16 protein-coding genes are annotated in these 23,559 nt (G+C 64.6%); 3 read left to right on the forward strand and 13 right to left on the reverse strand.

The features are described from left to right. Nucleotides 1-23: 23 nt before the first annotated feature. Nucleotides 24-1,334, reverse strand: a complete 1,311-nt coding sequence (locus tag BUA36_RS25365) for an NRAMP family divalent metal transporter (RefSeq protein WP_072788779.1) — start codon at nt 1,332-1,334, stop codon at nt 24-26. A 200-nt stretch (nt 1,335-1,534) separates the two neighbouring features. On the opposite strand from BUA36_RS25365, the gene BUA36_RS25370 reads away from it, so the two are divergent. Both BUA36_RS25370 and BUA36_RS25375 read left to right on the forward strand, forming a co-directional pair. Further along, nucleotides 1,535-3,781 carry a TonB-dependent receptor gene (locus BUA36_RS25370; RefSeq protein WP_229255809.1) on the forward strand — a complete coding sequence of 749 codons (2,247 nt, stop codon included), beginning with the start codon at nt 1,535-1,537 and terminating at the stop codon, nt 3,779-3,781. A 112-nt stretch (nt 3,782-3,893) separates the two neighbouring features. Beyond that, nucleotides 3,894-5,600: a methyl-accepting chemotaxis protein gene (locus BUA36_RS25375; protein ID WP_072788784.1), complete on the forward strand. Its 1,707-nt coding sequence runs from the start codon at nt 3,894-3,896 to the stop codon at nt 5,598-5,600. Nucleotides 5,601-5,659: 59 nt separating this feature from the next. Here BUA36_RS25375 and BUA36_RS25380 read toward each other — a convergent pair whose 3' ends face one another. Then, on the reverse strand, nt 5,660-5,842 hold the full coding sequence (locus BUA36_RS25380; protein ID WP_072788786.1) for an oxidoreductase-like domain-containing protein: 183 nt from the start codon (nt 5,840-5,842) through the stop codon (nt 5,660-5,662). A gap of 8 nt (nt 5,843-5,850) precedes the next feature. After that, nucleotides 5,851-8,802 (reverse strand): diguanylate cyclase, encoded by a 2,952-nt coding sequence (locus tag BUA36_RS25385; RefSeq protein WP_229255810.1) that lies wholly within the window; start codon nt 8,800-8,802, stop codon nt 5,851-5,853. 295 nt (nt 8,803-9,097) lie between these two features. On the opposite strand from BUA36_RS25385, the gene BUA36_RS25390 reads away from it, so the two are divergent. After that, nucleotides 9,098-10,576: a DEAD/DEAH box helicase gene (locus BUA36_RS25390; protein WP_072788791.1), complete on the forward strand. Its 1,479-nt coding sequence runs from the start codon at nt 9,098-9,100 to the stop codon at nt 10,574-10,576. A 42-nt stretch (nt 10,577-10,618) separates the two neighbouring features. Here the strand turns inward: BUA36_RS25390 and rffA are convergent, their stop codons facing one another. The 10 genes from rffA to BUA36_RS25440 all read right to left on the reverse strand — a co-directional run bounded on the left by rffA (nt 10,619) and on the right by BUA36_RS25440 (nt 23,534). Further along, complete coding sequence (gene rffA / locus BUA36_RS25395) at nt 10,619-11,746, reverse strand: dTDP-4-amino-4,6-dideoxygalactose transaminase (RefSeq protein ID WP_072788794.1); 1,128 nt, start codon at nt 11,744-11,746, stop codon at nt 10,619-10,621. Between the two features lie 9 nt (nt 11,747-11,755). After that, entirely contained in the window at nt 11,756-12,118 is a 363-nt protein-coding gene (locus tag BUA36_RS25400; RefSeq protein ID WP_072788796.1) for a DMT family transporter, read from the reverse strand. A 7-nt stretch (nt 12,119-12,125) separates the two neighbouring features. Then, complete coding sequence (locus tag BUA36_RS25405; protein WP_072788798.1) at nt 12,126-12,836, reverse strand: GNAT family N-acetyltransferase; 711 nt, start codon at nt 12,834-12,836, stop codon at nt 12,126-12,128. Continuing rightward, nucleotides 12,829-13,782, reverse strand: a complete 954-nt coding sequence (locus BUA36_RS25410) for a glycosyltransferase family 2 protein (RefSeq protein ID WP_072788800.1) — start codon at nt 13,780-13,782, stop codon at nt 12,829-12,831. Before BUA36_RS25410 ends, BUA36_RS25405 begins: the two co-directional genes overlap by 8 nt. Continuing rightward, nucleotides 13,782-15,809 carry a hypothetical protein gene (locus tag BUA36_RS25415; protein WP_072788802.1) on the reverse strand — a complete coding sequence of 676 codons (2,028 nt, stop codon included), beginning with the start codon at nt 15,807-15,809 and terminating at the stop codon, nt 13,782-13,784. The genes BUA36_RS25410 and BUA36_RS25415 overlap by 1 nt, the downstream gene beginning before the upstream one ends. Before the next feature lie 205 nt (nt 15,810-16,014). Next, entirely contained in the window at nt 16,015-17,214 is a 1,200-nt protein-coding gene (locus tag BUA36_RS25420; protein WP_084560336.1) for a glycosyltransferase family 4 protein, read from the reverse strand. Further along, nucleotides 17,204-20,161 (reverse strand): glycosyltransferase, encoded by a 2,958-nt coding sequence (locus BUA36_RS25425; RefSeq protein WP_072788806.1) that lies wholly within the window; start codon nt 20,159-20,161, stop codon nt 17,204-17,206. Before BUA36_RS25425 ends, BUA36_RS25420 begins: the two co-directional genes overlap by 11 nt. Nucleotides 20,162-20,179: 18 nt before the next feature. Next, nucleotides 20,180-21,508: an FkbM family methyltransferase gene (locus BUA36_RS25430; protein WP_072788808.1), complete on the reverse strand. Its 1,329-nt coding sequence runs from the start codon at nt 21,506-21,508 to the stop codon at nt 20,180-20,182. Further along, the gene (locus tag BUA36_RS25435) at nt 21,499-22,737 is read right to left on the reverse strand and encodes an ABC transporter ATP-binding protein (protein ID WP_072788810.1); all 1,239 of its coding nucleotides are present in this window, start codon (nt 22,735-22,737) and stop codon (nt 21,499-21,501) included. The genes BUA36_RS25430 and BUA36_RS25435 overlap by 10 nt, the downstream gene beginning before the upstream one ends. Beyond that, entirely contained in the window at nt 22,734-23,534 is an 801-nt protein-coding gene (locus tag BUA36_RS25440; RefSeq protein ID WP_072788812.1) for an ABC transporter permease, read from the reverse strand. Before BUA36_RS25440 ends, BUA36_RS25435 begins: the two co-directional genes overlap by 4 nt. Nucleotides 23,535-23,559 lie beyond the last annotated feature (25 nt).

Consider the following 23,559-nt stretch of genomic DNA (forward strand, 5'->3'; position numbering starts at 1 on the left):
GCCCTCCTGTGGAAAATGCCAGCTTACCCCAGTGTGGCAAACATCGCCAGCACCGCCAGCGCCATCACGCCCGTGCACAGCCAGCCCAGCACGCGCAGGCGGCGTGAAATCACGAACGCGCCCATGACCGCAGGCCGCACGGCCAGCAGCATGACCACCACCATCACCGGCACCGCAATCACGCCATTGACCACGGCGCTCCAGTACAGCGCCTGGATCGGATCGATCGAGGTGAAGCACATGGCGGTGCCGACCAGTGTGGCGCCAATGATGATGGCATAGAACTTCCTGGCGCCAGACAGTTGCAGCTCCAGGCTGTTTTTCCAGCGCATGGCGCCTGCGATGGCATACGCAGCCGAGCCAGCCAGCACCGGCACCGCCAGCAGGCCGGTGCCGATGATGCCCATGCTGAACAGCGCAAACGCAAAGTCGCCCGCAATCGGCCGCAGCGCTTCTGCCGCCTGGGCCGAGGATTCGATATGCGTGATGCCATGCGCGCCCAGCGTGGCCGCCGTGGTGAGCATGATGAACATGGCCACCAGGTTGGAGAAACCCATGCCGGTCATGGTGTCGATGTTGATGCGTTTGAGCTGGTCGCAGGCCTGTTCGGTGGCGTGCTTGAGTGGCTGCGCGTTGGGATCGGCGCGCAAGTCTTCCACTTCCTGCGAGGCCTGCCAGAAGAACAGATACGGGCTGATGGTGGTGCCGAAAATCGCCACCACGGTGGTGATGTAATCCTTGCTCCAGCTGATCGAGGGCAGCACTGCCGAGCGCACAATCTCCAGCCACGGCAGCTTGAGCGTGAGCGCCGTGGCCACATACGCCAGCAGCGCCAGCGTCAGCCATTTGAGCACGCGCACGTAGCGCTGGTAGGGCAGCATCACTTGCAGCACGGCCGACAGCACGCCGGCCGCTGCCGCATACCAGTGCGCGCCGCCGCCTACCACCAGGCTGGCGGCCTGGCCCATGGCCGCAATGTCGGCCGCGATGTTGATGGTGTTGGCGGCCAGCAGCAGCGCGACGATGCTGTACAGCAGCCAGGCCGGGAAGTGGCGGCGGATATTGGTCGCCAGGCCGTGTCCGCTGACGCGGCCGATGCGCGCGCTGATCGCCTGGATGCCCACCATGAGCGGATAGGTCAGCAGCAGCGTCCACAGCATGCCGTAGCCGAATTGCGCGCCAGCTTGCGAATAGGTGGCGATACCGCTGGGGTCGTCGTCGGCGGCGCCGGTGATCAGGCCGGGGCCGAGTTTGCTGAGCCAACTGGTATTGGTGCTGGCGCGGGCCTGCCCGGCGACCGGAGGCGCTGGCGGTGTAACGGTTTCTGTGTCCATGGTGTCTCCTGTCTGGCCCATGCTAGGGCGGCCAGTGCGACACTTCCGTGCGCAGACGTACTCAGACCGATACTGAGACTACGTGAATAAATGTTGCTCTGTCATCAATATGTCACACAGTGGTCATCCCCGCGTCATATGGGCTTCCTACAATCTTGCCAGTTAATTTATCACCAACCTAGCAAGAAAGAACAACAACCATGTCACAGCGCTTCCCTCTGAAACCTATGTGCCTGCTGGTCCTGCAAGCACTGGCTTGCCACGCTTACGCGGCTGATCCTGTTGACGCTGCTGCCGATGACAGCGCAGCTGTCGCCGCCATGGCCGGTCCGGTGCAAACGGTGGAAATCACCGGCCGCGGCCAGTCGCGCCAGGTACAGAACATCAACAAAGCCGACCTGGCCGAAGCGCTGCCAGGCACCAGCCCGCTGAAAGTCCTGGAAAAACTGCCAGGCGTGAACTTCCAGTCGTCCGATCCGTTTGGCGCCTACGAATGGTCGACCCGCTTCAGCATCCGCGGCTTCAACCAGAACCAGCTGGGCTTCACGCTGGACGGCATTCCGCTCGGCGATATGACCTATGGTAACAACAACGGCCTGCACATCAGCCGCGCGATTTCGTCGGAAAACATCGGCAACGTCTCGGTGTCGCAAGGCGCGGGCGCGCTGGGTACCGCGTCCTCTAGCAACCTGGGCGGTACCGTGCAGTTCTTCACGCTGGCGCCGAGCGATACGCGCGGCCTGACCTTCTCGCAGACCTTCGGCAGCGATTCCACCTCGCGCACCTTTGCCCGCGTCGACACCGGCCTGATCAACGGCGTGTTCAAGGCTTCGCTGAGCGGCACTCGCCAGCGCACCGACAAGACCAAGGGGTCGGGCGGCCAGGACCAGGATCAATGGAACTCGCGCTTCGTGTTCAACTTCGGCGAAAACAGCCTGACCGGTTTCCTGAACTACTCGGACCGCAAGGAAATCGACTACCAGGATATGTCGCTGGAAATGATCAAGCGCCTGGGCTACAACTGGGACAACTACCAGCCTGACTGGAACCGCGCCGTGAACGCCGCCAAAGGCATCTTCACCGGCGGCGTCAACAGCCTGGACGATGCCTACTACTCGGCCGGCGGCCTGCGCAAGGACACCCTGGGCGGCCTGACGCTGGACCTGCAGCTGACTTCCAGCCTGAACCTGAAAACCACCGTCTACCACCACGACAACAAAGGCCAGGGCCACTGGTACACGCCGTACGTCAAGACCGATGCCAACAACCCGATCTCGCTGCGCACCACCGAGTACAGCATCGGCCGTGACGGCGTCATCAGCGACGTGACCTGGGAAATGGGCAACAACACGCTGAGCGCCGGCCTGTGGGGCGAGCGTAACAACCACACCGCCAGCCGCAACTACTACGGCGTGACCGGTCCGGGCGACACCATGTACTACCTGAGCAACCCGTTCGCCACCGACTGGAAGCAGAACTTCATCACCACCACCTCGCAGTACTATGTGCAAGACACGCTGGCGCTCATGGATGGCAAGCTGAAGATCAACGCCGGCTTCAAATCGCTGGACGTGGACATCAAGGCCACCAACCTGGTCGGCACCCGCGCCGCCGGCACCCTGAATGCCGAGAAGAAGTTCCTGCCGCAAGCCGGCTTCAACTACGCGCTGTCCAGCGATGATGAAGTGTTCGGTTCGGCATCGAAAAACATGCGTGCCTTCCAGCCGGGCGTCACCGGTCCGTTCTCGCAGACCCAGGCCGCGTACAACGCTGGCGTCGGCACCCTGAAACCGGAAACCTCGGTCAATATCGACCTCGGCTACCGCTTCAAGCGCGACAACCTGCAAGGCTCGCTGGCCGTGTACAACGCGCGCTTTGACGACCGCCAGCTGAGCGTGGCGACCTGCGCCGGTATCGTCGGCTGCCCGTCGACCCTGGTCAACGTGGGTAAAGTGGACACCAAAGGTGTGGAAGCGATCGCCGTGTGGAAGTTCAACCGCGAAATCAGCTGGTTCAACTCGTACACCTTCAACGATTCCAAGTACAAGTCGAACTACATGGACGGCACCAACCTGGTGGCCGTCAGCGGCAAGACCGTGGCCGATGCACCGCGCCAGCTATTCAACACCGAAGTGTCGTATGAAACCGGCGCGTGGTTCGCGCGTGCAGGCGGCAAGTACACCGGCAAGCGCTACTACACCTACATGAACGACGCTGGCGTGCCATCGTTCTGGCTGGCCAACCTGTCGGCCGGCTACAAGATGAAATCGCTGGACTTCGTCAAGGATCTGACGCTGCAAGTCAACGTCACCAACCTGTTTGACAAGCAGTACGTGAGCACCATCGGTTCGAACGGCTTCCAGGCTACCGACCCGAACGGGACTGCACAGACCCTGCTGACCGGCGCGCCACGCCAGGTATTTATCACCCTGAGCGGCAAGCTGTAAGTATCAAAGCGTAACGCTGTTGCTTAGGATACACAGCAACAGCGTTACGCTGGCATGGCGCTGAACATAGTTGCATACTGGATGGCCCGCCAGCAGCTATGAGGAGACCGCCATGAAATGGTTTTACGATCTGAAAATAGCCACAAAACTGATCGTGTCGTTTGGTGCCGTGCTGTTGTTGACGCTGGTGCTCGGCCTCAGCAACATCTTCTCGATGAACCACGTCAACCAGGCCTCCAACGACCTGGCGGAAAACTGGATGCCCAGTGTGCGCGCGGTGATGCAGTTGCGCATCGACCTGGGCGAGCTGCGGCGCTGGGAACTGTCCCACATGCTCAACGACAAACCTGAACAGGTGAGCATGTATGAGAAGCGGCTCGAGGAATCGATCGCCACCATCAAACAGCACCGGCAGGACTACGAAAAACTCATCTCCAGCCCGGAAGAAAAAGCCACTGCCACGGAATTCGACAGCAACCTGGCGGCCTTCCTGATTGACCACGACAAAATGATCGCCCTGTCGCGCGACGGCAAAAAGCTGGAAGCGCGCGAGCTGGCGGCCAGTACCTCGGCCAAGTCGCTGGGACTGCTGACCGATAACGTCAACAAGCTGGTCAAGATTAATGTCGATGGCGGTGACAAGGCCAGCGACGACGCCACCGCTACGTTTCAGAATGCACGCATGACTTCCATCGTGCTGCTGGCGGCGAATATCGGCATTGGCATGGTGCTGGCGCTGTGGGTCGCGCGCATCGTCTCGGCGCCGTTGCAACAGGCGGTGTCGCTGGCGCGCGATGTGGCGGGCGGCGACCTGACCCGCTCCATCGATGTGACGAGTGCCTGCGAAACCGGGCAACTGATGCAAGCGCTCAAGGACATGACCGGTAATCTGCAAACCCTGGTCAGCCAGGTGCGCCATGGCACGGATACGATTGCGACGGCCTCGTCGGAAATCGCCAGCGGCAACCAGGACCTGTCCTCGCGCACCGAGGAGCAGGCCAGCTCGCTGGAAGAAACTGCCTCGTCCATGGAAGAGCTGACCAGCACCGTCAAACAGAACGCCGACAACGCGCGGCAGGCCAACCAGCTGGCGCAGTCGGCTTCGGGCATCGCACTCAAGGGCGGCGATGTGGTGGGGCAGGTGGTGGGCACCATGGCCTCGATCAATGAATCCTCGCGCAAGATTGTCGACATCATTTCGGTGATTGACGGCATTGCGTTCCAGACCAATATCCTGGCGCTCAACGCGGCGGTGGAAGCGGCGCGCGCAGGTGAGCAGGGCCGCGGCTTTGCGGTGGTGGCCAGCGAGGTGCGCAACCTGGCGCACCGTTCGGCCGCAGCCGCCAAGGACATCAAGCTGCTGATCAGTGATTCGGTGGAAAAGGTGGAAGCCGGGTCAGCGCTGGTCAACCAGGCCGGCGAGACCATGAGCGAGATCGTCACCAGCATCACGCGCGTGACCGACATCATGAGCGAGATCACCTCGGCCAGCGTGGAGCAGAGCGCCGGCATCGAGCAGGTCAACACCGCCATCGTGCAGATGGACCAGGTGACGCAGCAGAATGCGGCGCTGGTGGAGGAAGCAGCGGCAGCGGCGGAATCCATGCAGGAGCAGGCCGCGCGCCTGAGCGAAGTGGTCAGCGTGTTCAAGCTGCTGGCCTCGCAGACACCGCCGCCACGTGCGGCCGCGCCGCTCAAGCGCTCGGTGCCCGCAGCCGTGGTGGCCAGCGTCAAGGCGCCTGCGGTGGCGGCGCCCAAACCGGCCATCAAAAAGCCCGTCAAGGAAGTGGTGGGCGGCGATGAGTGGGAAGCGTTTTAACACCAGCGGCATTTGCGCAACCCGCACACCGCTGCGGCCAGGGTCTGACCCCGTCGGGGTCAGACCCTTTCGTTTTGGGGGATGTCGGGGTGGCGTTGCTGCCACGCCTTGAGGTCTTCGCGGTATTTGTCCAGCGCTTCCTGGTACAGGTCTTCCACGCAGTAGGTGCAGCCGCTGTGGCAGCAGTCGCCCGGGGCGGGCGATACCGGTGGTTCAGGTTTCGGGTCGTTCTGATCGTTCATTACTTTACTCACATCGGCGGCATGGCCAATAGCGCCATGTTGCGGCCTTTTTCTTTTGCACGGTACAGCGCCTGGTCGGCGGCATGCACCAGGTCTTGCGGCGAGGTGTCTTCGGTCGGCACCATGACGGCCACGCCGATACTGATGGTCATGATACCGAATGGCGACTGTTCGTGTGGCAATTGCCGGCGTACCAGCTCGGCGCAGATCTCTTCCGCCACGCCAAACGCATCGGTCGCATCGGTGGCGGCGGCCAGCAGCGCGAACTCTTCGCCGCCGTAGCGCGCCACGATATCGCTGGTGCGGCGGCCGTGGGTGGTGATGAGGTCCGCCACCGTGCGCAATACGGCGTCGCCGGCCAGGTGGCCGTAGTGGTCGTTGTACTTCTTGAAGTAATCGACGTCCAGCATCGACAGCGCCAGCGTCTGGCCGGTGCGCGCGGCGCGGCGCCATTCGGCTTCCAGCGCCAGGTCGAAGCCACGGCGGTTGCTGACGCCGGTCAGGCCATCGGTGGTGCTCAGCGCGGCCAGCTTGCGGTTGGATTCTTCCAGTTCGGCGGTGCGCGCGGCCACCGTTTGTTCCAGCTCGGTCTGGTGGCGTGTCAGGCGGTTGATGCGGGTCTTATACGCCAGCACCAGCGTGCCGACCACCAGCGCGGCAAAGCCGGAACGGAACCACCAGCGCTGCCAGAACGGCGGCGTGATGGTGATGTCGAGCGTGGCCGGCTCTTCGTTCCACACGCCCAGGTGGTTGGCGGCCTTGACGCGGAACACATACTTGCCTGGGTTCAGATTGGTATAGCTGGCCGTGCGGTGCGCGGCGTCGGTTTCCACCCAGTCGCGGTCAAAGCCTTGCAACTGGTAGGAATAGCGGTTGCCCGATGGTTCGGTGTAGTGCAGCGCGGCGAACTCCAGTGCAAACACTGAAGCCTGCGAGGACAAGGTCAGCGCGGTGGGCGCCGTCACCGGGCCTTCCGCCTTGACGTTCTCGGCCGGCTGGCCGTTTTGCAGCGAGTGGTTGAACACGGTGATGTCGGTAATGGCCACTTGCGGCGGCACCGAGCTGGTCTTCACCTTGCCCGGCACCACGGCGGTCATGCCGTGCACGCCGCCAAAGTACAAGGTGCCGTCGGCGCCAAACGCGGCCGAGTTGACGGTAAAGCCTTCGGTCAGGCCGTCGGACGCGGTGAACAGCGTGATCTTGCCGTTGTCGGGATCGAGCCGGTACAGGCCGGCGATGGTGCTGCACCAGATCTTGCCGTCGTTGTCGTGCTCGATCGACAGGATCTTGGCCGCGCGCATACCCACCGCATAGGATTTGAAACTGATGCTGCCATTGGGCTTGAACACCACCAGGTCCAGGCCCTTGCTGGTGCCGACCCAGATGCGGCCCTGCGCGTCCTCATGCAGGCTGGCGATGTTGTCGTCGCTGAGGCTGCTGGTGTCCTTGGCCGAATGGCGGAAGTGGCGGAACTTGCCGCTGGCCTGGTCCAGCAGGTCGAGGCCGCCGCCATTCCATTCCGAGCCGGCCCACACGCGGCCCTGGCGGTCTTCCAGTACGGCCGAGGTGCCGTTGACGCTGCGCGAATGCGGGTCTTGCGGATCGCTGTAGTAAATCTTGCGGGCGTCGGTCTTGATCTCGTAACGGATCAGGCTGTTACCGGTGGCCAGCCACAGTACGCCGCCCGCGCCTGGCGCAATGGCGTTGATGTAGTCGCTCGCGGTATTGCCGAAGTGGATCGCCTGGAACGGGCTGTCCGGCGTGTCGAGACGGTTCAGGCCGTTGGAGGTGCCCAGCCACAGCGGGCCTTTGCCGTCGTCATCCTGGTACATGCTGTAGACGATGGAATGCGACAGCTTGCCGGGCGTCTTGTCGTCGGCGCGGTAGCTGCGCACCACGGTGCTGGTGGCCGGATCGTACAAGCTCATGCCGACGTTACCGCCGAGCCAGATCTTGCCGCCCGGCGCCCGGGCCAGACTCAGCAGCGCATTGCTGGCGGGCGCCGAGCGGCTGTCGATGCGGAACGGCACGTGGCGCGTAAAGCCTTCGCTGCTCAGGTTGGCCAGCGAGATGCCGTCGGTGAACGAGGCGATCCACAGCATGCCGCCGCGGTCCTGCATCACCGCGCGCAGATTGTCGCCGGGCAGGCTGTAGGGATCGTCGGCCGCGTGCACGAACTGGTCGAACTCGTCGTTGGACTCGTTCCAGCGCAACAGGCCGGCCGACAGCGTGGTGGCCCACAGCACGCCCTTGTTGTCGATGCCGAAGTTGGTGATGCGGCTGTACGGCGAGGTGATTGCCTTGCGCGTATCCCAGTCGTTCTTGCCGTCCCAGCGGATGATGCCGGACTCGGTGCCGATCCACAGTGCGCCATGGTTGTCGAACTGCAGCGCCCGCACGATGTTGACGCGCGCATCCGGCTTGGCGGCAGGATCGACCTGGTGATGCTTGAACACCTTGGTACCTGGCGCCAGGTAGTCCATGCCGCCGGGCCAGGTGCCGATCCACAGGCCGCCCTTGGCGTCCAGCGCCAGCGCATTCAGGTCGTTGCTGGCCAGGCTGTCCGGATTATTGTCGTCATGGGCGTAAATGGCATCGAACTTGCCCGTATTCGGGTCGAAATGCTGCAAACCGCCCCAGGTGCCGATCCACAGGCCGTCCTTGCCGTCGGCAATGATGTTCTTGACGATGCGGTGGTTCTTGGGCGCCTTGTCGCCGGCGGCAAAGGTGGTGAAGTTGTTGGTTTCGGGATTGAAACGCGCCAGACCGTTTTGCGTGGCGGCCCAGATCCGGCCCTGCTTGTCTTCGAAAATCGACGACACGCGGTCGTGCGGCAGGCTGGCCGGGTCGCCCGGGTTATTGATGTATTTAACCGCCTGATAGCCGTTGTAACGATACAAACCGTTGGTATGCGTGCCGACCCAGATAAAGCCCTTTTTATCTTGCAATAGCGATAACATTGACGGTTCGTCCCCGCCCAGCGGCCCCAGCTTTTTAAAGCGCAAGGAGGGGGCCGGTGCGGCGTGGGCCTGGCTCAGTAACAGCAGTTGGGCGAGCAATAAGCAGAGGGAAATGACGCGGCGCAGGGCCGATAGGGGGGCTTGCATGGGGGGGCGGAAGTTAACCTGGTTTCTGATCAGGAAGGGTATTATACATGCCATTGATGCAATGGTTTCGTGATAAAAGCTGCTGGTTTTTAGCGCAGTTGCCAGAAATTAGGGTATAGTTTACGGCGCTTCACCATCCGCCCACATTATGTCCGATACCGAGATCACCATCCCTTCCGCCCCCGAGCAGGCCGCCGCCGCCCCAGCCCCAGTCCGTTTTGCCGACTTCGGCCTGTCGCCGGATATCCAGCGCGCACTGGACGAGCAGGGCTATGAGCATCCCACGCCGATCCAGGCGCAAGCCATCCCGGTATTGCTGCAAGGCCGTGACGTCATGGGCGCCGCCCAGACCGGTACCGGCAAGACCGCCAGCTTCTCGCTGCCGATCATCCAGATGCTGCTGGCGCACGCCAATACCAGCACCTCGCCGGCGCGTCACCCGGTGCGCGCGCTGATCCTGGCGCCAACCCGCGAACTGGCCGTGCAGGTGGCAGAGAACGTCAAGGCCTACGCCAAACATACGGCAGTGCGTTCGACCGTGGTGTTCGGCGGCATGGACATGAAGCCGCAGACCGCCATCCTCAAGGGCGGCGTGGAAATCGTCATCGCCACCCCGGGCCGTCTGCTGGACCATATCGAACAAAAGAACATCAGCCTGAGCCAGGTGCAGATGCTGGTCATGGACGAAGCTGACCGCATGCTGGACATGGGCTTCCTGCCGGATCTGCAGCGCATCATCAACCTGCTGCCGAAGCAGCGCCAGAACCTGATGTTCTCGGCCACGTTCTCGCCTGAGATCAAGAAGCTGGCCAATACCTTCCTGAGCAACCCGATCACGATCGAGGTGGCGCGCAGCAACCAGACTGCCGACAAAGTCACGCAGGTGGTCTACAAGATCGCCGAGAACCAGAAGCACGCGCTGACCGCGCACCTGCTGCGCCAGCGCGAGCTGAAGCAGGTCATCATCTTCTCCAATACCAAGATCGGCGCCTCGCGCCTGGCGCGCGAGCTGGAACGTGAAGGCATGAAGGCGGTTGCCATCCACGGCGACAAGACCCAGCAGGAACGCATGGCCGCGCTGGACGCGTTCAAGAAAAACGAGATCGACATTCTGGTCGCCACCGACGTTGCGGCCCGCGGCCTCGACATCTCCGACCTGCCGTGCGTGATCAACTACGACCTGCCGTACAACGCCGAAGACTATGTGCACCGTATTGGCCGTACCGGCCGCGCGGGCGCCTCGGGCGACGCAATTTCGATTTATTCGGACAAGGACGAGCGCCTGCTGGTCGACATTGAAAAGCTCATCAAGCAAACCATCAAGCGCGCCGAGCCGGAAGGTTTCGTGCCGGGCGGCTTTGCCGACGAGCGCGGTGAACGCCGTCCACGCCGCAGCGAAGACCTGGGCCGTGGCCCGGCAGGCCGCTCGGCCGACCGCGCGCCGCGTACCATGGGCGCCGCGCCGCGCCGCGACAAGGTTGATCCATGGTTCCTCAAACCCTACGAACCAGCCAAGGCCGCCGCGCCGGTGGCTGCCGCGCCAGCCGGTGGCAGCGCCATCACCAAGGCCAAGCCTAAGCTGGCCTTCCTGCTGGGCGGTGCGCCCAAGCAGCCGACGCAGCAGTAACAGCCGTCCATAAAAAAACCGCCTTCCGGCGGTTTTTTTACGTTACAGCGCTTCGCGCAGCGCGCGGATCACGCGCTCCTGTTCCTCTTCCAGTCCCACCCACAGCGGCAGGCGCAGCAGGTTGTCGGACTGCTGGTTGGTGTGCTGCATGTCGCCGTGGTGGCGGCTGTTCTTGACGCCGTAGGGCGCGCTGTGCAGCGGCACATAGTGGAACACGCAGCTGACGCCCTGGCTCTTCATATTGGCCAGCACCCTGGTGCGCTGCTCCAGCGAGTCGAGCAGGATGTAGTACATATGGGCGTTGTGGGTGCAGCCTTCGGGCACCACGGGACGGCGCAGGCGGCCTTGCGCTTCCAGCGGCGCCAGCGCTTCGTGGTACTTGTCCCACAGCGCCAGCCGGCGCGCGGTGATGCTGTCGGCTTCTTCCATCTGGGCCCACAGGAAGGCGGCAATCACTTCGCCCGGCAGGTAGGACGAGCCGATATCGACCCAGGTGTATTTGTCCACCTGGCCACGGAAGAACTGGCTGCGGTTGGTGCCTTTTTCGCGGATGATTTCCGCGCGCTCGGCCAGTTGCGGATCGCTGACCAGCAGCGCGCCGCCTTCGCCGGCAATGATGTTCTTGGTTTCGTGGAAGGAATAGGCGCCCATGTGGCCGATGGTGCCCAGCGGCTTGCCCTTGTAGGTTGACATGATGCCCTGGGCCGCGTCTTCGATCACGATCAGATTATGGCGCTGGGCGATGTCCATGATGGTGTCCATCTCGCAGGCCACGCCGGCGTAGTGCACCGGCGCGATGACCTTGGTGCGCGGCGTAATCGCGGCCTCGATCTTGGTCTCGTCGATGTTCAGCGTGTCGGGACGGATGTCGACAAACACCGGCACCGCGCCGCGCATCACAAACGCGTTGGCGGTCGAGACAAAGGTGTAGGACGGCATGATGACTTCATCGCCGGGCTGCAGGTCGGCCAGCAGCGCCGCCATTTCCAGCGCCGCCGTGCACGAGTGGGTCAGCAGCGCGCGCTTGGCGCCGGTGCGCTGCTCCAGCCAGCCGTGGCACTTCTTGGTGAACTGGCCGTCGCCGGACAGGTGGCCATTGGTGTGGGCCTGGGCGATGTACCACAGCTCGCGGCCGGTCATGAAGGGTTTGTTGAACGGGATCGGGTTCATGCTAGCTCCTTAGCCTTGGGCCGCAACGACGGTGCCAATGCAGATTAACGCGACGCCGGCAATGCGGGTCACGGACAGGGGTTCGTTAAACATCCATGCGCTGAGCAGCAGCACGATGACGAAATTCAGTGCCATGAACGGGTAGGCGTGGCTGAGCTGGAACTTGGTCATGGCGCCCATCCACGAGACCGAGGCCAGGAAGGCGGCGGCAAACGCGGCGATGATCCACGGGTTCAGCAGCAGCTTGATGAGGAACCACAGCTTGTCGCCGGCATCGGCCGGCAGCGCGCCGGCCTTGGAGACTTGCATTTTGATGGCGAGCTGGCCAAATACGGTCAGCACGATGGTCATGACGATGTACAGATAATTCATGGGGTGCTCACTTGACGATACGGTGGTAGATGTCTTGCGGATGGCGGAACGAGAAGCCCTGCGTGGCATACAGGTTCAGCACCGCCAGATTGCTGGCCGAGATGGAGCTGGTGACGGTGTCGTGGCCGGCGTTGAGCAGTTCGACGATGACCTGGCGCCACCAGTACTTGGCCAGGCCGCGGCCACGGAACTCGGCCGCCACGGCGTGCAGCACCAGCGCATTGCCGTGGTAGCCGATGAAGCCGGCCAGCTGGTCTTGCGCGTACAGCGCCACCACCTGGTCCGCTGCCGCCAGCTGGCGCAGCCAGTTGTCGTAGCGCAGCGCGGCGGCGGCCGGATCGACCTGGAAGTCGCGGTGGAAGCGGCCATGGGCAAACGCGCCGTGGCAGATGGCCAGCATGGCGTCCAGGTCAAAGTCGCGGCGGATGCTGACGATCTTGGCCGCCACCGACATATTGTGGCCGTCCAGCGGTTTCAGCGCGCGCAGCTGCTCGCGCGTGGCCACGGTTTCCAGCAGCGTGTCGGCGTAGTAAAAGCCATGCTGATGCAGCAGGCCCTTGTCGGCCAGCGGGTCGAGCTTGACGGTCTGGTGGCCGGCCACCGCGTCTGCTGCAGCCAGCGCCGCTGCCGAGTATTCAGTGAGTTCCCAGGCCGGATAGCCCAGCGCCGCCACATCCCATGGCGCACTTTTCAGGAACGGGGAAACGGCGTCAGTCATCGGGCATCTCCGCAGCGTTGGGGGTCATGCGGCGCACGATGTACAGCGGCCGCTTCTTGGTTTCGTCAAAGGCCTTGCCCAGGTACACGCCCATGATGCCGAGGATGCCGATAATCAGGCCGCCAATGAAGTACAGCGAGACGATCAGGCTCGACCAGCCGGCAATCGGCGAGCGCTGGATGATCGAGGAAACCAGCAGGTACAGGCCAAACGCCAGCGACACGGCGGCCATGCTCATGCCCAGCCGCGCAGCCATGCGCAGTGGCTTGTCGGAGTAGGCGATGATGGTATCGGCCGCCAGTTTCCACAGCTTGGCAAAGGTGTAGGTGGACTTGCCTTCGGCGCGTTCGGCGTGCTGCACGCGGATGCCGGTGGTGGGGAACCCCATCCACTGCACGTGACCGCCAAAGAAGCGCAGCTGCTCGCGCATGCGGTTGAAGTTGTTGACCACGGCGCGCGACATGATGCGGAAGTTGCCGCTGTCGCCGTCGAAATCGATATCGGCCAGGTAGCTGAAGATGCGGTAGAACAGCCACGAGGTCAGGCGCTTGAGCGGCGGGTGCTGGCGCTCGCCGCGCAGCGCCAGCACCACGTCGTAGCCTTCCTGGGCCTTGGCGTACAGGCGCGGGATTTCTTCCGGCGCGTCCTGCAGGTCGCAGTCCATCACCACCACCCAGTCGCCGCGGCACTGGTCCATGCCGGCCGTGATGCCGTAGTGCTGGCCGAAGTTGCGCGAGAACTGCAGGCCCACCACGCGCGGGTCGGCTTTGGACAGGCGCTCGATGACGTCCCACGAGCGGTCGCCGCCGCAGTCTTCCACCAGCACGATTTCAAAGTTCGGGCTGATGGTTTCGATTGCATCGCGCAAGCGCGTGTATAACTCGTCGAGCATTTTCTCGGCCTTGTAGACCGGAACCACGACCGAGATCAGGGGGACTGCTTGCATTACGGTTTCTCCTGGGCTTGAGGGATGCGCACGACATCAATGCCGCTCAGCGCAAAGCGGCCACGGCCGCTGCTGAAGGCGCGGAACTCCACCATATCCAGCGTGTTGGGGGTGGTGAACTGCAGCGTGATGCGTTGTTTGCCGGCGGCTGCCACCGGCTGGCGTGCATGGACTTGGTGACCGGTCTGGGTGACCACGTCCACCATGCCGAAATCGCCCTGGCCGTCGCCGCTGGCGTCGAGATCGAAGCTGACGGCATAGCTGCCGGCCGCCAGCATGCGCATCGGGCCGAAATGCAGCGCGCCCGCTTCGCCGGGCTGGGCGGTGATGACGCCGTCGGCAATGGTGCCGCGCTCGTGCAGCGTGTTGGCGTCCATGCGGTAGTGCACCGGCTGGCGCACGGTGTTGTCCCAGTTCGGCAATACTGCAGCCAGGTTGCGCGGGTAGATCAGGATGGTGGCGTCCTGGTAGTGCAGCACGCGCGGCTGGCCGGCATAGCTGGCCAGCAGGGGCTGGTTCAGATACTGCAGTTCGTGGTCGCGCACCACGAGGAAGGTCGGGCCCTGCCAGGCTGCCGGCGTGTACCAGCGGTTCGAGCTCAGCTTGCGGGTCGGCAGTGGCAGGCCACGCTCCAGCGAGACCGGGCGCATGCGTACCGCGCCGCTGCTCAGTACCGTGCTCTTGCCGGCGATCCAGAACGTGCCGTAGCCGTATTGCAGGCCTTGCTGCTTGAGGAAGTCGGTCAGCTCCAGATCCGGCGTCTTCAGGATCAGGCCGCGGCGCGGCAGGTGGCTGAATTCGTTGAACGGGTACAGGTAGGAGCTTGGCGCGCTGGTGGCCAGCAGCGCGATGGCGGCCAGGCCGGCCGCGCGCGTCATCGGTTGTACGGCGCGGCGGTCCACCATCAGGCCGACGAAGATCAGCAGCATGTACAGCAGCGACGGCACCAGGTAGCGCACCGAGGCGTCCGGCGAGCTCATGTCCGCTACCGAGGTGGCCACCATCACGAACAGATTGGCGGCAAACGACACGGCGGCAAACACCACCACCAGCTGGCGCGGGCCACGGCGTGGCTGCAGCGCCTTGCACAGGCCCCACGGCAGCAGGCACACCAGCAGCAGTGCGCCGACCAGGCGCAGTGCCGCATAGGCGCCCTTCAGCGACGCCACCTTGCCGTCGGTGCGCGGGATGCCGTCGAACAGGCTGACAATGCCGTTCACCACGCCCAACAGGTTGTGCGCCATGCCGTCGAAATTCAGCCAGTGCATGTCGGTCAGGCCCTGGCTGCTGTTGACGCGGCTCAGTGTGTAGGCGCTCAGCAGCGTACCCGCCACCAGTCCCAGCAGCACCACGCCCATGGCTTGCGCCTGGCGCCATGCCACCGCGCGGCGCTCGTCGCGCGCGGCGCGCCACTCCAGCGCCTGTTGCACGGCGCCGCCGGCCAGCAGCGGCAGGCCATAGAACAGCAGCGCACGTTGCGGATTGGCCCAGAACACCAGCAGCGTCAGCACTGCGGTGGCGCCGGCCCACCACAGGCGCTTGCCGCCGCTGGCCTGGCTGAACGACCAGTAGGCATAGATCAGGAAGCAGGCCATGTAGTACATCGAGCCGTAAGCGGCCTGGCCGTAAATGTGCTCGGCCATGATCAGCGACATGCCGCCCGACACCACCAGCATGCCCAGCAGGCGCGCCAGACGGCTTTGCTCCAGCAGGCCGGTCAGCAGCCAGCTGCCGCACAGGATGAACGCGGCCGACACCAGATCGGACGCCACGTGCAGCAGATAGCCGTTATGGAAGAACGGCAGCAGCGGGATGATGAAGGTCTGGGTATAGAACACCCACAGGTCGTGGTTGACGTAGTTCCATTCGAGCGGGAAGTATTGGCCGGTCTCGTAGATTTCCTGCGCCAGCAAATTCTTGACGGCGGAGTCGGAGTGGTAGACCAACTGATAGTCCACCAGCAGATAAAACACCAGCAGCAGCAGATTGAGGCCGAGCAGTAATGGTAACCAGCGTCTGGTCAGCATCCCAGATTGAACCAGGCGTGGGAGCATAGGCGTGAGGTAAAAATAGGTAAAAGTATCCGCCAGTATAAAGCACCATTGCGAAATCGGCAATTTGACGGTGTCTCTGCGGAGCGCGGGGAAAACCGCGCAAACCCGCATGGTTGCTGGCTTTGCGCGGCGCAGCCCGGTTGCGGGCCGGGCGCTTAAATTGTGATAATTTGTAAGCCTAAGGCAATTTCACCGGAGCGCGGCGATACCACCGGCCATCCACCACGCAAGCCAGCAACTGCGCCGTGCTGGCGGCCCAGTCCAGGCGCGGCATGCCGCCCGAAGCGGGCGCCTGGCCCTGCGCGTGCAGCGCCAGCCAGTCGGTGAGCGCGGTGGCCAGTTGTGCGCCGTCGTCGGCGTGGAAATACCAGGCGTGCTGGCCGCCCACTTCGCGGAACACGGCCAGGTCGCGCGCCACCACGGGCAGGCCGTGCTGGGCCGCTTCGATCAGCGGCAAGCCATAACCCTCGCCCTGCGAGGCGGCCAGCAGGGCGCTGCTGTGCTGGTACAAATGCAGCAGCAATTCGTCGCTGGCGCGCTCCAGCCAGAACAGGCGGCGACCTTGTTCCGGGTGCGCGCGCAGGCGCTCCGCCAGCGCTTCCATGCGCCAGCCGGGCTTGCCGACGATGACCAGGTTCAGATCCTGTTCCTGCTGCCACAGCTGTTCGAACGCCTCCAGCACCTGGCCCTGCATCTTGCGCGGTTCCAGCGTGCCGACCATGAGCAGCGTCGGCCGCTGCGCCAGCAACGGCAGCAGTGCCGCCTCGCTGGTGCTGATGCCGCTACTGGGCAGCGTGGCAGCCAGGTCGGCGCCCAGTGCGGCGCAGCCGATCTGCAGCGCTTGCGCGCGCTGCGGCGGATGCTCGTCCAGCCACGCCAGCAGGTCGTCGGCGGTGGCGTAGGAATTGCAGATCAGGCCATCGGCCAGCGCGGCCACCGCGTGCAGCCAGTGGCCGAAGGCGATCGCCAGGCCGTCGACAAACCACGCCGGCTGGCGCACCGGCAGCAGGTCGTAGACCATGAAGTACAGGCGTACCCCATGCTGGCGCAAGCTGGCCAGCACGGCCTGGTTGCGCACCACGCTTTCGATGCTGAGGTCGATACCGACGAACAGGTCGCCTGGGCGCACCTGCAGCGGGGTGTCCGCACCGGCGGCGGCCGCCACATAGCGCGCCTGGCCGGCGTCATCGGTTTCGGTGCCGGCGTAGGCATAGTAGCCGCCGGCGTCGTACACCGCCCGCACCTGGTAGCCGGCCGGCGGCGCGGCCAGCAGGGTTTGCAGCATGCCGCGCACCACGCGCTGGATGCCGGAGCGGGCGTCATGCCGCACCAGCTCCGACAGGTCGACCAGCAATTGCGGCATTGCCTCAGTGTGCATCGGCAGTCCCTTCGGCGGCGGTGCTGACGGCGGTCGCGGCGGTCAGTGCGGCGTGCTCCGGCGGCAGCAGCGCCGCCAGGTCGGCTTGCGCCAGCACGGTGACGCCACGGTTGTGCAGCCATTGCGGCGGTGTCGCGCCGGCCAGCACCAGCAGGCTGTCACGCTGCTTGATGTCGGCGACGGCGTCATCCAGCACCATGTCGCTGCGGCCGATCAGCGCCAGCGTCTTGCTGCGCGCGTACTGGTAGTACTCGTCGATGCGCAGCACCGGTTCCACGCGGTAGCCGGCCGGCGCCGCCTGCAGCAGGGCCAGCAGCACAGCCTGGGCGGCGCTGTCGTGGTCGATATCGCTGATGTCCACCAGCAGCTGCGGCACGCCGGCGGTTGGCGTGTTGGCGGCCAGCGCGGTCACCACCTTGACGAAGTCGTGCTCGGTCGGGGTGGCGCTGACGCTGATCTCGCCCAGGCGGCGCATCAGCGTGTCGTACTGGGTACGCGGGCTGTGGCGGGCAAAGTGTTCGATGGCGTCGTGGTAGGCGGCGCCAATTGCGGCCGGGTGGTGCACACGCTGCATGTACTCGGCCGCGCGCTCGACCAGTGCGCGGGTGCGCTCCGGCGCATCGCGCAGCTGGATGATGGCGGCGCTGAGTTCCTCGTCGCTGAATTCGTCGGGCAGCTTGACCACCACGTGGTCCGGCATTTCGGCGGCCGAACCGTGGGCGTTGATGATGGTCGGCAGGCGGTAGGCCATGCTGTCAAGGATGGTGCCGGACGTCTCGCCGCGCGAGCGGCTGCGCAGCTGCACCGCGCAGTCGGCCGCCGCCAGGTAGGTGCGGAACATCTCCATTGAGACAAAGCCGGTGATCTGCACATTGTGCTGGCCCGCCATGCGCGCGGCCAGCGCGTCGCCGAACGGACCGACATTGTTTTCGCCGACGAACACCAGGCGGCTGTTGACGTCCTGCGCCAGCGTCGAGTTGAGCCAGGCTTCGAGGATTTTCTCGTTGCACTTGGTGATGGCGATGAGGCCGAAGGAACACACGAGGAAGTCGTCGTCGCTCAGGCCCAGCTGGGCGCGCGCGGCGGCGCGGTCGAGCGGACCGGGCAGGGCGCGCAGCAGCGGGATGTAGCGCCAGTCGGCCGCCGCATCGGCGCCATACCAGCGCGCCGCCAGTTGCTGCGAATAGCGCGAGTGGGTGATGATGCCGCGGGCGTGATCGAGCACCGCACGGTTGCACGGATAGTGGTAGAACGACGCTTCGCGGCCCTGTTCGAGTTCCTCGATCAGCGCCTGGTAGCCGTGCGACTCGTACAGCATGCGCGCGTAGGCGTTGAGCTCGTGCTTGAGCGAGGACAGGTAGTGCGCCGCACCGCTCAGGTAGAAATCGTGCAGCACCACCACGCCTGGGTGGCGTTGCAGCAGGCCGAACATGTGGGCGTGGAAACCGGAATTGCCAAAGTGGTACAGCACGCGGTCATAGCGGCTGGCATTGGCCTCGAACCAGTCGACGCTGCGCACCGGGAAGTTGGACAACAGCCAGCCGGCTTCCACTTCCTGCTGCTGCACCACCACTTCGATGTCGTAGTAGCGCGCCAGTTCCGGCAGCAGTTCGGCGCTCTGGTCGGCCACGCCGGTGCGCTCGGGCGGCAGCGGCGACACATAGGCCAGGCGCGGCCGTGGCGCCGAGACCGGCACCGCCGGCACTTGCACGCGGGCGGCGTCCTGGCGGCGCGCGTGCTGCTGTTCAAATGCGGCCAGGGTTTTCTGTGCGCTGGCGTCCCACGAGAATTGCTTGCATTGCTCCAGGCCGTGCGCGCGCAGCACGTTGGCAAAGTCCGGCTGCTGGATCACCTGCAGCATCTTGTCGCGGATTGCGGTGACCTTGGTCGGGTCGAACATGGCGTCGGCGCGGCCCAGCACTTCGGGAATGCTGCTGTTGTTGGAGCCGATCACGGGCACGCCGCAGGACATGGCTTCCAGCACCGGCAGGCCGAAGCCTTCCTGCAGCGACGGGAACACGAACAGGTCGGTCAGGTTGTACAGCGACACCAGGTCGTCGTCCGGCACAAAGCCGGTCAGCACCAGTTCGTCCGGTGCCAGGCGGAAGCTGGACGCCAGCGCCTGCAGGCGCAGACGGTCGTGGTCGGGCACATTACACACCACGGCCAGCTGGTGCGCCGCGCGCACCGGTCCCGGCAGCAGCGAGTAGGCCTCGATCAGGCCCTCGATATTCTTGCGGTAGTCGATGCCGCCCGTGTACATGATGTATTTGCGCTTGAGGCCGTAGCGCTCGCGCAGCGCCAGTTCGGCTTCGGCCGACAGGCGGCGCGGGACGAAGATGTCGTCCACCGCCGACGAGATATTCGCCACCTGGTGGTCGGGCAGCTGCAGCGCGTCCATGGCTTCCTGCTTGGAGTGGCCGGAAATGGCCAGCAGCAGTTCGGCGTTCTTCAGGCTTTGCAGCTTGCGGTAGTACCAGCTGGCCACCTGCGGGTCGGCCAGGTAAGGGCCTTTGCGGATCAGCGGAATCAGGTCGTACAGCGTGACGGCGGTATCGAAGCGGTTGCGGCTGTGCATGACCGAGACGCAGATGTCTTCGCCCACGCCTTCAAACAGGCTGGAGATGTGCACCACGTCCGGCTTCAGGCTGGCCAGAAAGTGTTCACGCAGCTGCTCGGCGGCGTGCAGGCGCCAGTGGTTCTGCGCCTGGTGCTCATAGATCGGCCCCGGCAGTTCGTAGGCGTGGATCTGCTCTTGCGGCATGAGTTCGCCCAGGGTCTGGCGCAGGCGCGTCACGCTGTCCGGGAAGCGGTTGTTGAGCACGATGTGCAGGTCGTGGCCGCCGGCGCGCTTGAGCATGGCTTGCAGCAGCGCCATGGAATAGCGGCCGATGCCGCGGTGTGTGCTGGAACCCTGGCAGGCTTGCAGGTCAATTACGATACGCATGGGAGGGACTCGCGAAGATCAGGAGTGAGGCGCGGCGCGGCGCAGGTCGGCAAACATGCGGCGCGCGGCGTCCGGAAGCTGGTTGAGGTCAGGCGGCAGGGCGACGTCTTCCGCCGGCGCGGTCTTGGCGCGCAGGTACAGCTTGATGGCCAGCGCACGCAGGAACGGCACGCGCATCAGCGCGCGGCGCAGGAAGAACGACAGGCGCGGACGCGCGAGCACATAACGCACCATGGCGCCCAGCAGCCGCTTGATCCGGCGCAGCACGCCATTGACCAGACGGCGCGGCAGGCGCCGCAGCCAGCCCGGGGCGCTGCTCAGCATCATGCTGCCCTGGCGCAGCGGACGCGTGATGCGCCACGACAGGCTGGCCAGCAGCGCTGCCTCGCGCGCTTCGACCGCTTGCACCAGCGCCTGTTCGTTGACGAGCCGCTGGTCCATGATGGCGCGCTGTTCCAGGTAGTGCTGGCGGTCGTGTTCAAGACGGCCGGCCTGTTCCTCGACCATGCCGCGTACCTGGTTCAGTTCGCGGGACAGCTCGTCGGCGCGCGCGCGCTGCTGTTCCAGCTGGCCGTATTTGTGCTTCCACTCGGCCACGTGGGCCTGGGCCCAGGTGCGCGAGGTAGCGGCTTCCGCTTCGGCCGCCGCAGTGCGTTGCTGCCACACGGTCAGCGGGAAGCTGTGGGGGTGGCCTTCGGCCAGGATGTAACCGTCGTCCGGATTTGGCGGCAGTTGCAGCGCGGCGGCCAGCGCCGCCTGTTGCGGCGCAACATAGTACTGCTTCCAGCCGTCCTGATAGGCCAGCGTGTAGCCGGCTGCCTGCAGTGCCGGCTGGGTGGCGCCGGCGCGCGCGCGCAGCACCACCAGCCATGGCTGCCAGCGCTGCAGGTCAAAGCCGGCCAGCGCGGCGGCCGGATCGGCCATGCCCAGGTGGACGAAATGCAGCGGGCCTTGCAGGTGCTCGGCGCATACCTGGTCCAGCGTGCGCAGCGCGGCCTGGCGCAGCACCACGTCCTGGCCCTGCGCGCGGTATGCCTCGGCCTGCACGGCGTCCAGCGTCGACAGCGGCGTGTTGGGCACTTCGTAGAAATCGGCCGTGCCTTCGGCCGCAGCGGCGGCCAGTTGCAGGTTGATGTCGGCCGGGCGCGCGATGCGCAACTGGCGCAGCGGCGTGTAGGCCGGTTCCAGATTGATGCCGTGCCAGCCGCGTTCATAGAACAGCTGCGTGGCCGAACCGGCCAGCGGGTCGCCGGCGCCGACGTCGAGGTACTGGCCGTGCGCGATCTGGCGCAGCGCGCGCCACAGCATCAGGTCTTCGAAATGGGCGGCGTAGGATATCAGGCGCATGGCGCGTCTCCGTGGTCGATCGCTATTTCCGGATCGAGCCAGGTGCAGCCCTCGAAATAGCTGTGTTTCAGGTTCATCACTTCAAACACCAGCGCCAGGTCGCGCCACTCGTAGTTGGCGGTCAGGTGGTTGTCGCTACTGTGCAGCGCGGTGGCCACCGAGTAGCTGCCTGGCCCCAGGTTGAGCGGGAAGCTGGCGCGCACCGTCAGGCGCTGGCCGGCGCGCAGGTTGGTCAGCGGCTTGAGCTTGTGGAAGGTGTTGGTGCCAAAGATGTTCTGTCCCAGGCGGTCCTTGATGCGGTAGCCCAGCGTCATTTCCGGCAGGTCGTCGTGGATCGCCACGCGCATTTCCAGCGTGACGTTGGTGCCGGTGCCGTGCACCTCGGCTGGTTCGCCGTCGTCCTTGAGCAGGGCGACGTGTTCCACCGTGGCCTGGCCGGTGCCGGAAATGGTCTGCACCTTGCCGCTGTCGAGCGTTTCCTGGCGCACGTTGTCGCCTTCGCGTTCGGCCAGCATGGCGTTGTACAGGTCCATGATTTCTTCGGGCGTGCCTTCCTTGCTGACGCGGCCGCGGTCGAGCAGGATGGCGCGGTCGCATACCGACTGGATCGCGCCTTTGTCGTGCGAGACGATCAGCAAGGTGGTGCCTTCGGCGCGGAAGCCGCGGATGCGCTCAAAGCTCTTGTGCTGGAAGTAGGCGTCGCCCACCGACAGCGCCTCATCGACGATGAGCACGTCGGGACGGCGCGCGGTGGCCACGCTGAACGCCAGGCGCATCTGCATGCCGCTCGAATACACGCGCACCGGCTGATCGATGTATTCGCCGATTTCGGCAAACGCTTCGATCTCGGGCATCAGGCGGTCCAGTTCGTCCACAGTCAGGCCCAGCAGCTGGCCGGCCATGTAGCAGTTCTGGCGGCCCGTGAAGTCGGGGTGAAAGCCCATGCCCAGTTCCAGCATGGCGGCCACGCGGCCATTGATGGTGACGCTGCCGGTGCTGGGCGCCACGGTGCCCGTGATCAGCTTGAGCAGCGTGCTCTTGCCGGCGCCGTTGATGCCGATGATGCCCAGCGCCTGGCCGGGTGCGACTGCAAAGCTGATGTCCTTGAGGACCCAGATGGTTTCGTGGCGCGGCCGCGACGGCATCAGCCATTCGAGCAGGCGGGCGCGGTGGCTGTGGTAGCGGCGGTAAGCCTTGCCCAGATGATTTACGCGGATGCTGCCGTTCACAGTTCGTCTACCATTTCTCCCGCGCGCTTGCGGAACAGTTGCATGCCCAGCAGGCACAGGATGACCGCCACGGCGGCCGGTTGCAGCAGGCTGGCCCAGTCAGGCGCGCGCTGGTGTACCAGGATGTCCTGGAATGCGGCGATGACCGGCACCATCGGGTTCCAGGCCAGCCAGGCGCGCACGCCTTCCGGTAGCACGTTGGCCGGGTAGACCACTGGCGTGAACCAGAACCAGAACTGCAGCGCGATCGAGAAGAACTGGCCGACGTCGCGGAAGAACACGTTGAGCACGGCCAGTATCATGCCCAGGCCAATCGCCAGCAGGATTTCCAGCAGCAGCACCGGCAGCATGGCGGCATACGGCCAGCCCGGGAAGTCGCCCGAGAACACCAGGAACAGCGTGAACAGCGTGAAGATGATGGCAAAGTTCAGCAGCGCATTGCTGACCACGATGATGGGCAGGCAGATGCGCGGGAAGTTGATCTTCTTGATGAGGCCGGCGTTTTCAATGAAGACGTTCTGCGCCTTGCTGGTGATTTCGGCAAACAGGTTCCAGGTCAGCACGCCGGCGCACAGGTAGATGCTGTAGCCGAACGCGGAGGTGCTGCCGGCCAGGCGGTTGTGCATCACCTGCGAGAAGATCACGGTGTAGACCACGATCATCGCCAGCGGATTGAGCACGGTCCAGGCGGCGCCGAGGATCGAGTTGCGGTATTTGGACTGGAATTCGCGCTGCACGCTGCCGAGGATGAAGCCGCGGTAGCTGGCGATGTTGCGCAGGCGGCCGAGAACGATCATGCTCGGACTCCCGGGGCGCGGTGGA

Source organism: Duganella sacchari (assembly GCF_900143065.1).
Classification (GTDB): domain Bacteria; phylum Pseudomonadota; class Gammaproteobacteria; order Burkholderiales; family Burkholderiaceae_D; genus Rugamonas; species Rugamonas sacchari.

What these genes read in the sequence shown, in the direction of transcription:
- BUA36_RS25420 (WP_084560336.1), bottom strand. Translation starts at nt 17,214, where the DNA reads ATGCACACTGAGGCAATGCCGCAATTGCTGGTCGACCTGTCGGAGCTG.
- BUA36_RS25385 (WP_229255810.1), bottom strand. Translation starts at nt 8,802, where the DNA reads ATGTTATCGCTATTGCAAGATAAAAAGGGCTTTATCTGGGTCGGCACG.
- rffA (WP_072788794.1), bottom strand. Translation starts at nt 11,746, where the DNA reads ATGAACCCGATCCCGTTCAACAAACCCTTCATGACCGGCCGCGAGCTG.
- BUA36_RS25415 (WP_072788802.1), bottom strand. Translation starts at nt 15,809, where the DNA reads ATGCTGACCAGACGCTGGTTACCATTACTGCTCGGCCTCAATCTGCTG.
- BUA36_RS25410 (WP_072788800.1), bottom strand. Translation starts at nt 13,782, where the DNA reads ATGCAAGCAGTCCCCCTGATCTCGGTCGTGGTTCCGGTCTACAAGGCC.
- BUA36_RS25380 (WP_072788786.1), bottom strand. Translation starts at nt 5,842, where the DNA reads ATGAACGATCAGAACGACCCGAAACCTGAACCACCGGTATCGCCCGCC.
- BUA36_RS25390 (WP_072788791.1), top strand. Translation starts at nt 9,098, where the DNA reads ATGTCCGATACCGAGATCACCATCCCTTCCGCCCCCGAGCAGGCCGCC.
- BUA36_RS25400 (WP_072788796.1), bottom strand. Translation starts at nt 12,118, where the DNA reads ATGAATTATCTGTACATCGTCATGACCATCGTGCTGACCGTATTTGGC.
- BUA36_RS25405 (WP_072788798.1), bottom strand. Translation starts at nt 12,836, where the DNA reads ATGACTGACGCCGTTTCCCCGTTCCTGAAAAGTGCGCCATGGGATGTG.
- BUA36_RS25425 (WP_072788806.1), bottom strand. Translation starts at nt 20,161, where the DNA reads ATGCGTATCGTAATTGACCTGCAAGCCTGCCAGGGTTCCAGCACACAC.
- BUA36_RS25430 (WP_072788808.1), bottom strand. Translation starts at nt 21,508, where the DNA reads ATGCGCCTGATATCCTACGCCGCCCATTTCGAAGACCTGATGCTGTGG.
- BUA36_RS25365 (WP_072788779.1), bottom strand. Translation starts at nt 1,334, where the DNA reads ATGGACACAGAAACCGTTACACCGCCAGCGCCTCCGGTCGCCGGGCAG.
- BUA36_RS25370 (WP_229255809.1), top strand. Translation starts at nt 1,535, where the DNA reads ATGTCACAGCGCTTCCCTCTGAAACCTATGTGCCTGCTGGTCCTGCAA.
- BUA36_RS25440 (WP_072788812.1), bottom strand. Translation starts at nt 23,534, where the DNA reads ATGATCGTTCTCGGCCGCCTGCGCAACATCGCCAGCTACCGCGGCTTC.
- BUA36_RS25375 (WP_072788784.1), top strand. Translation starts at nt 3,894, where the DNA reads ATGAAATGGTTTTACGATCTGAAAATAGCCACAAAACTGATCGTGTCG.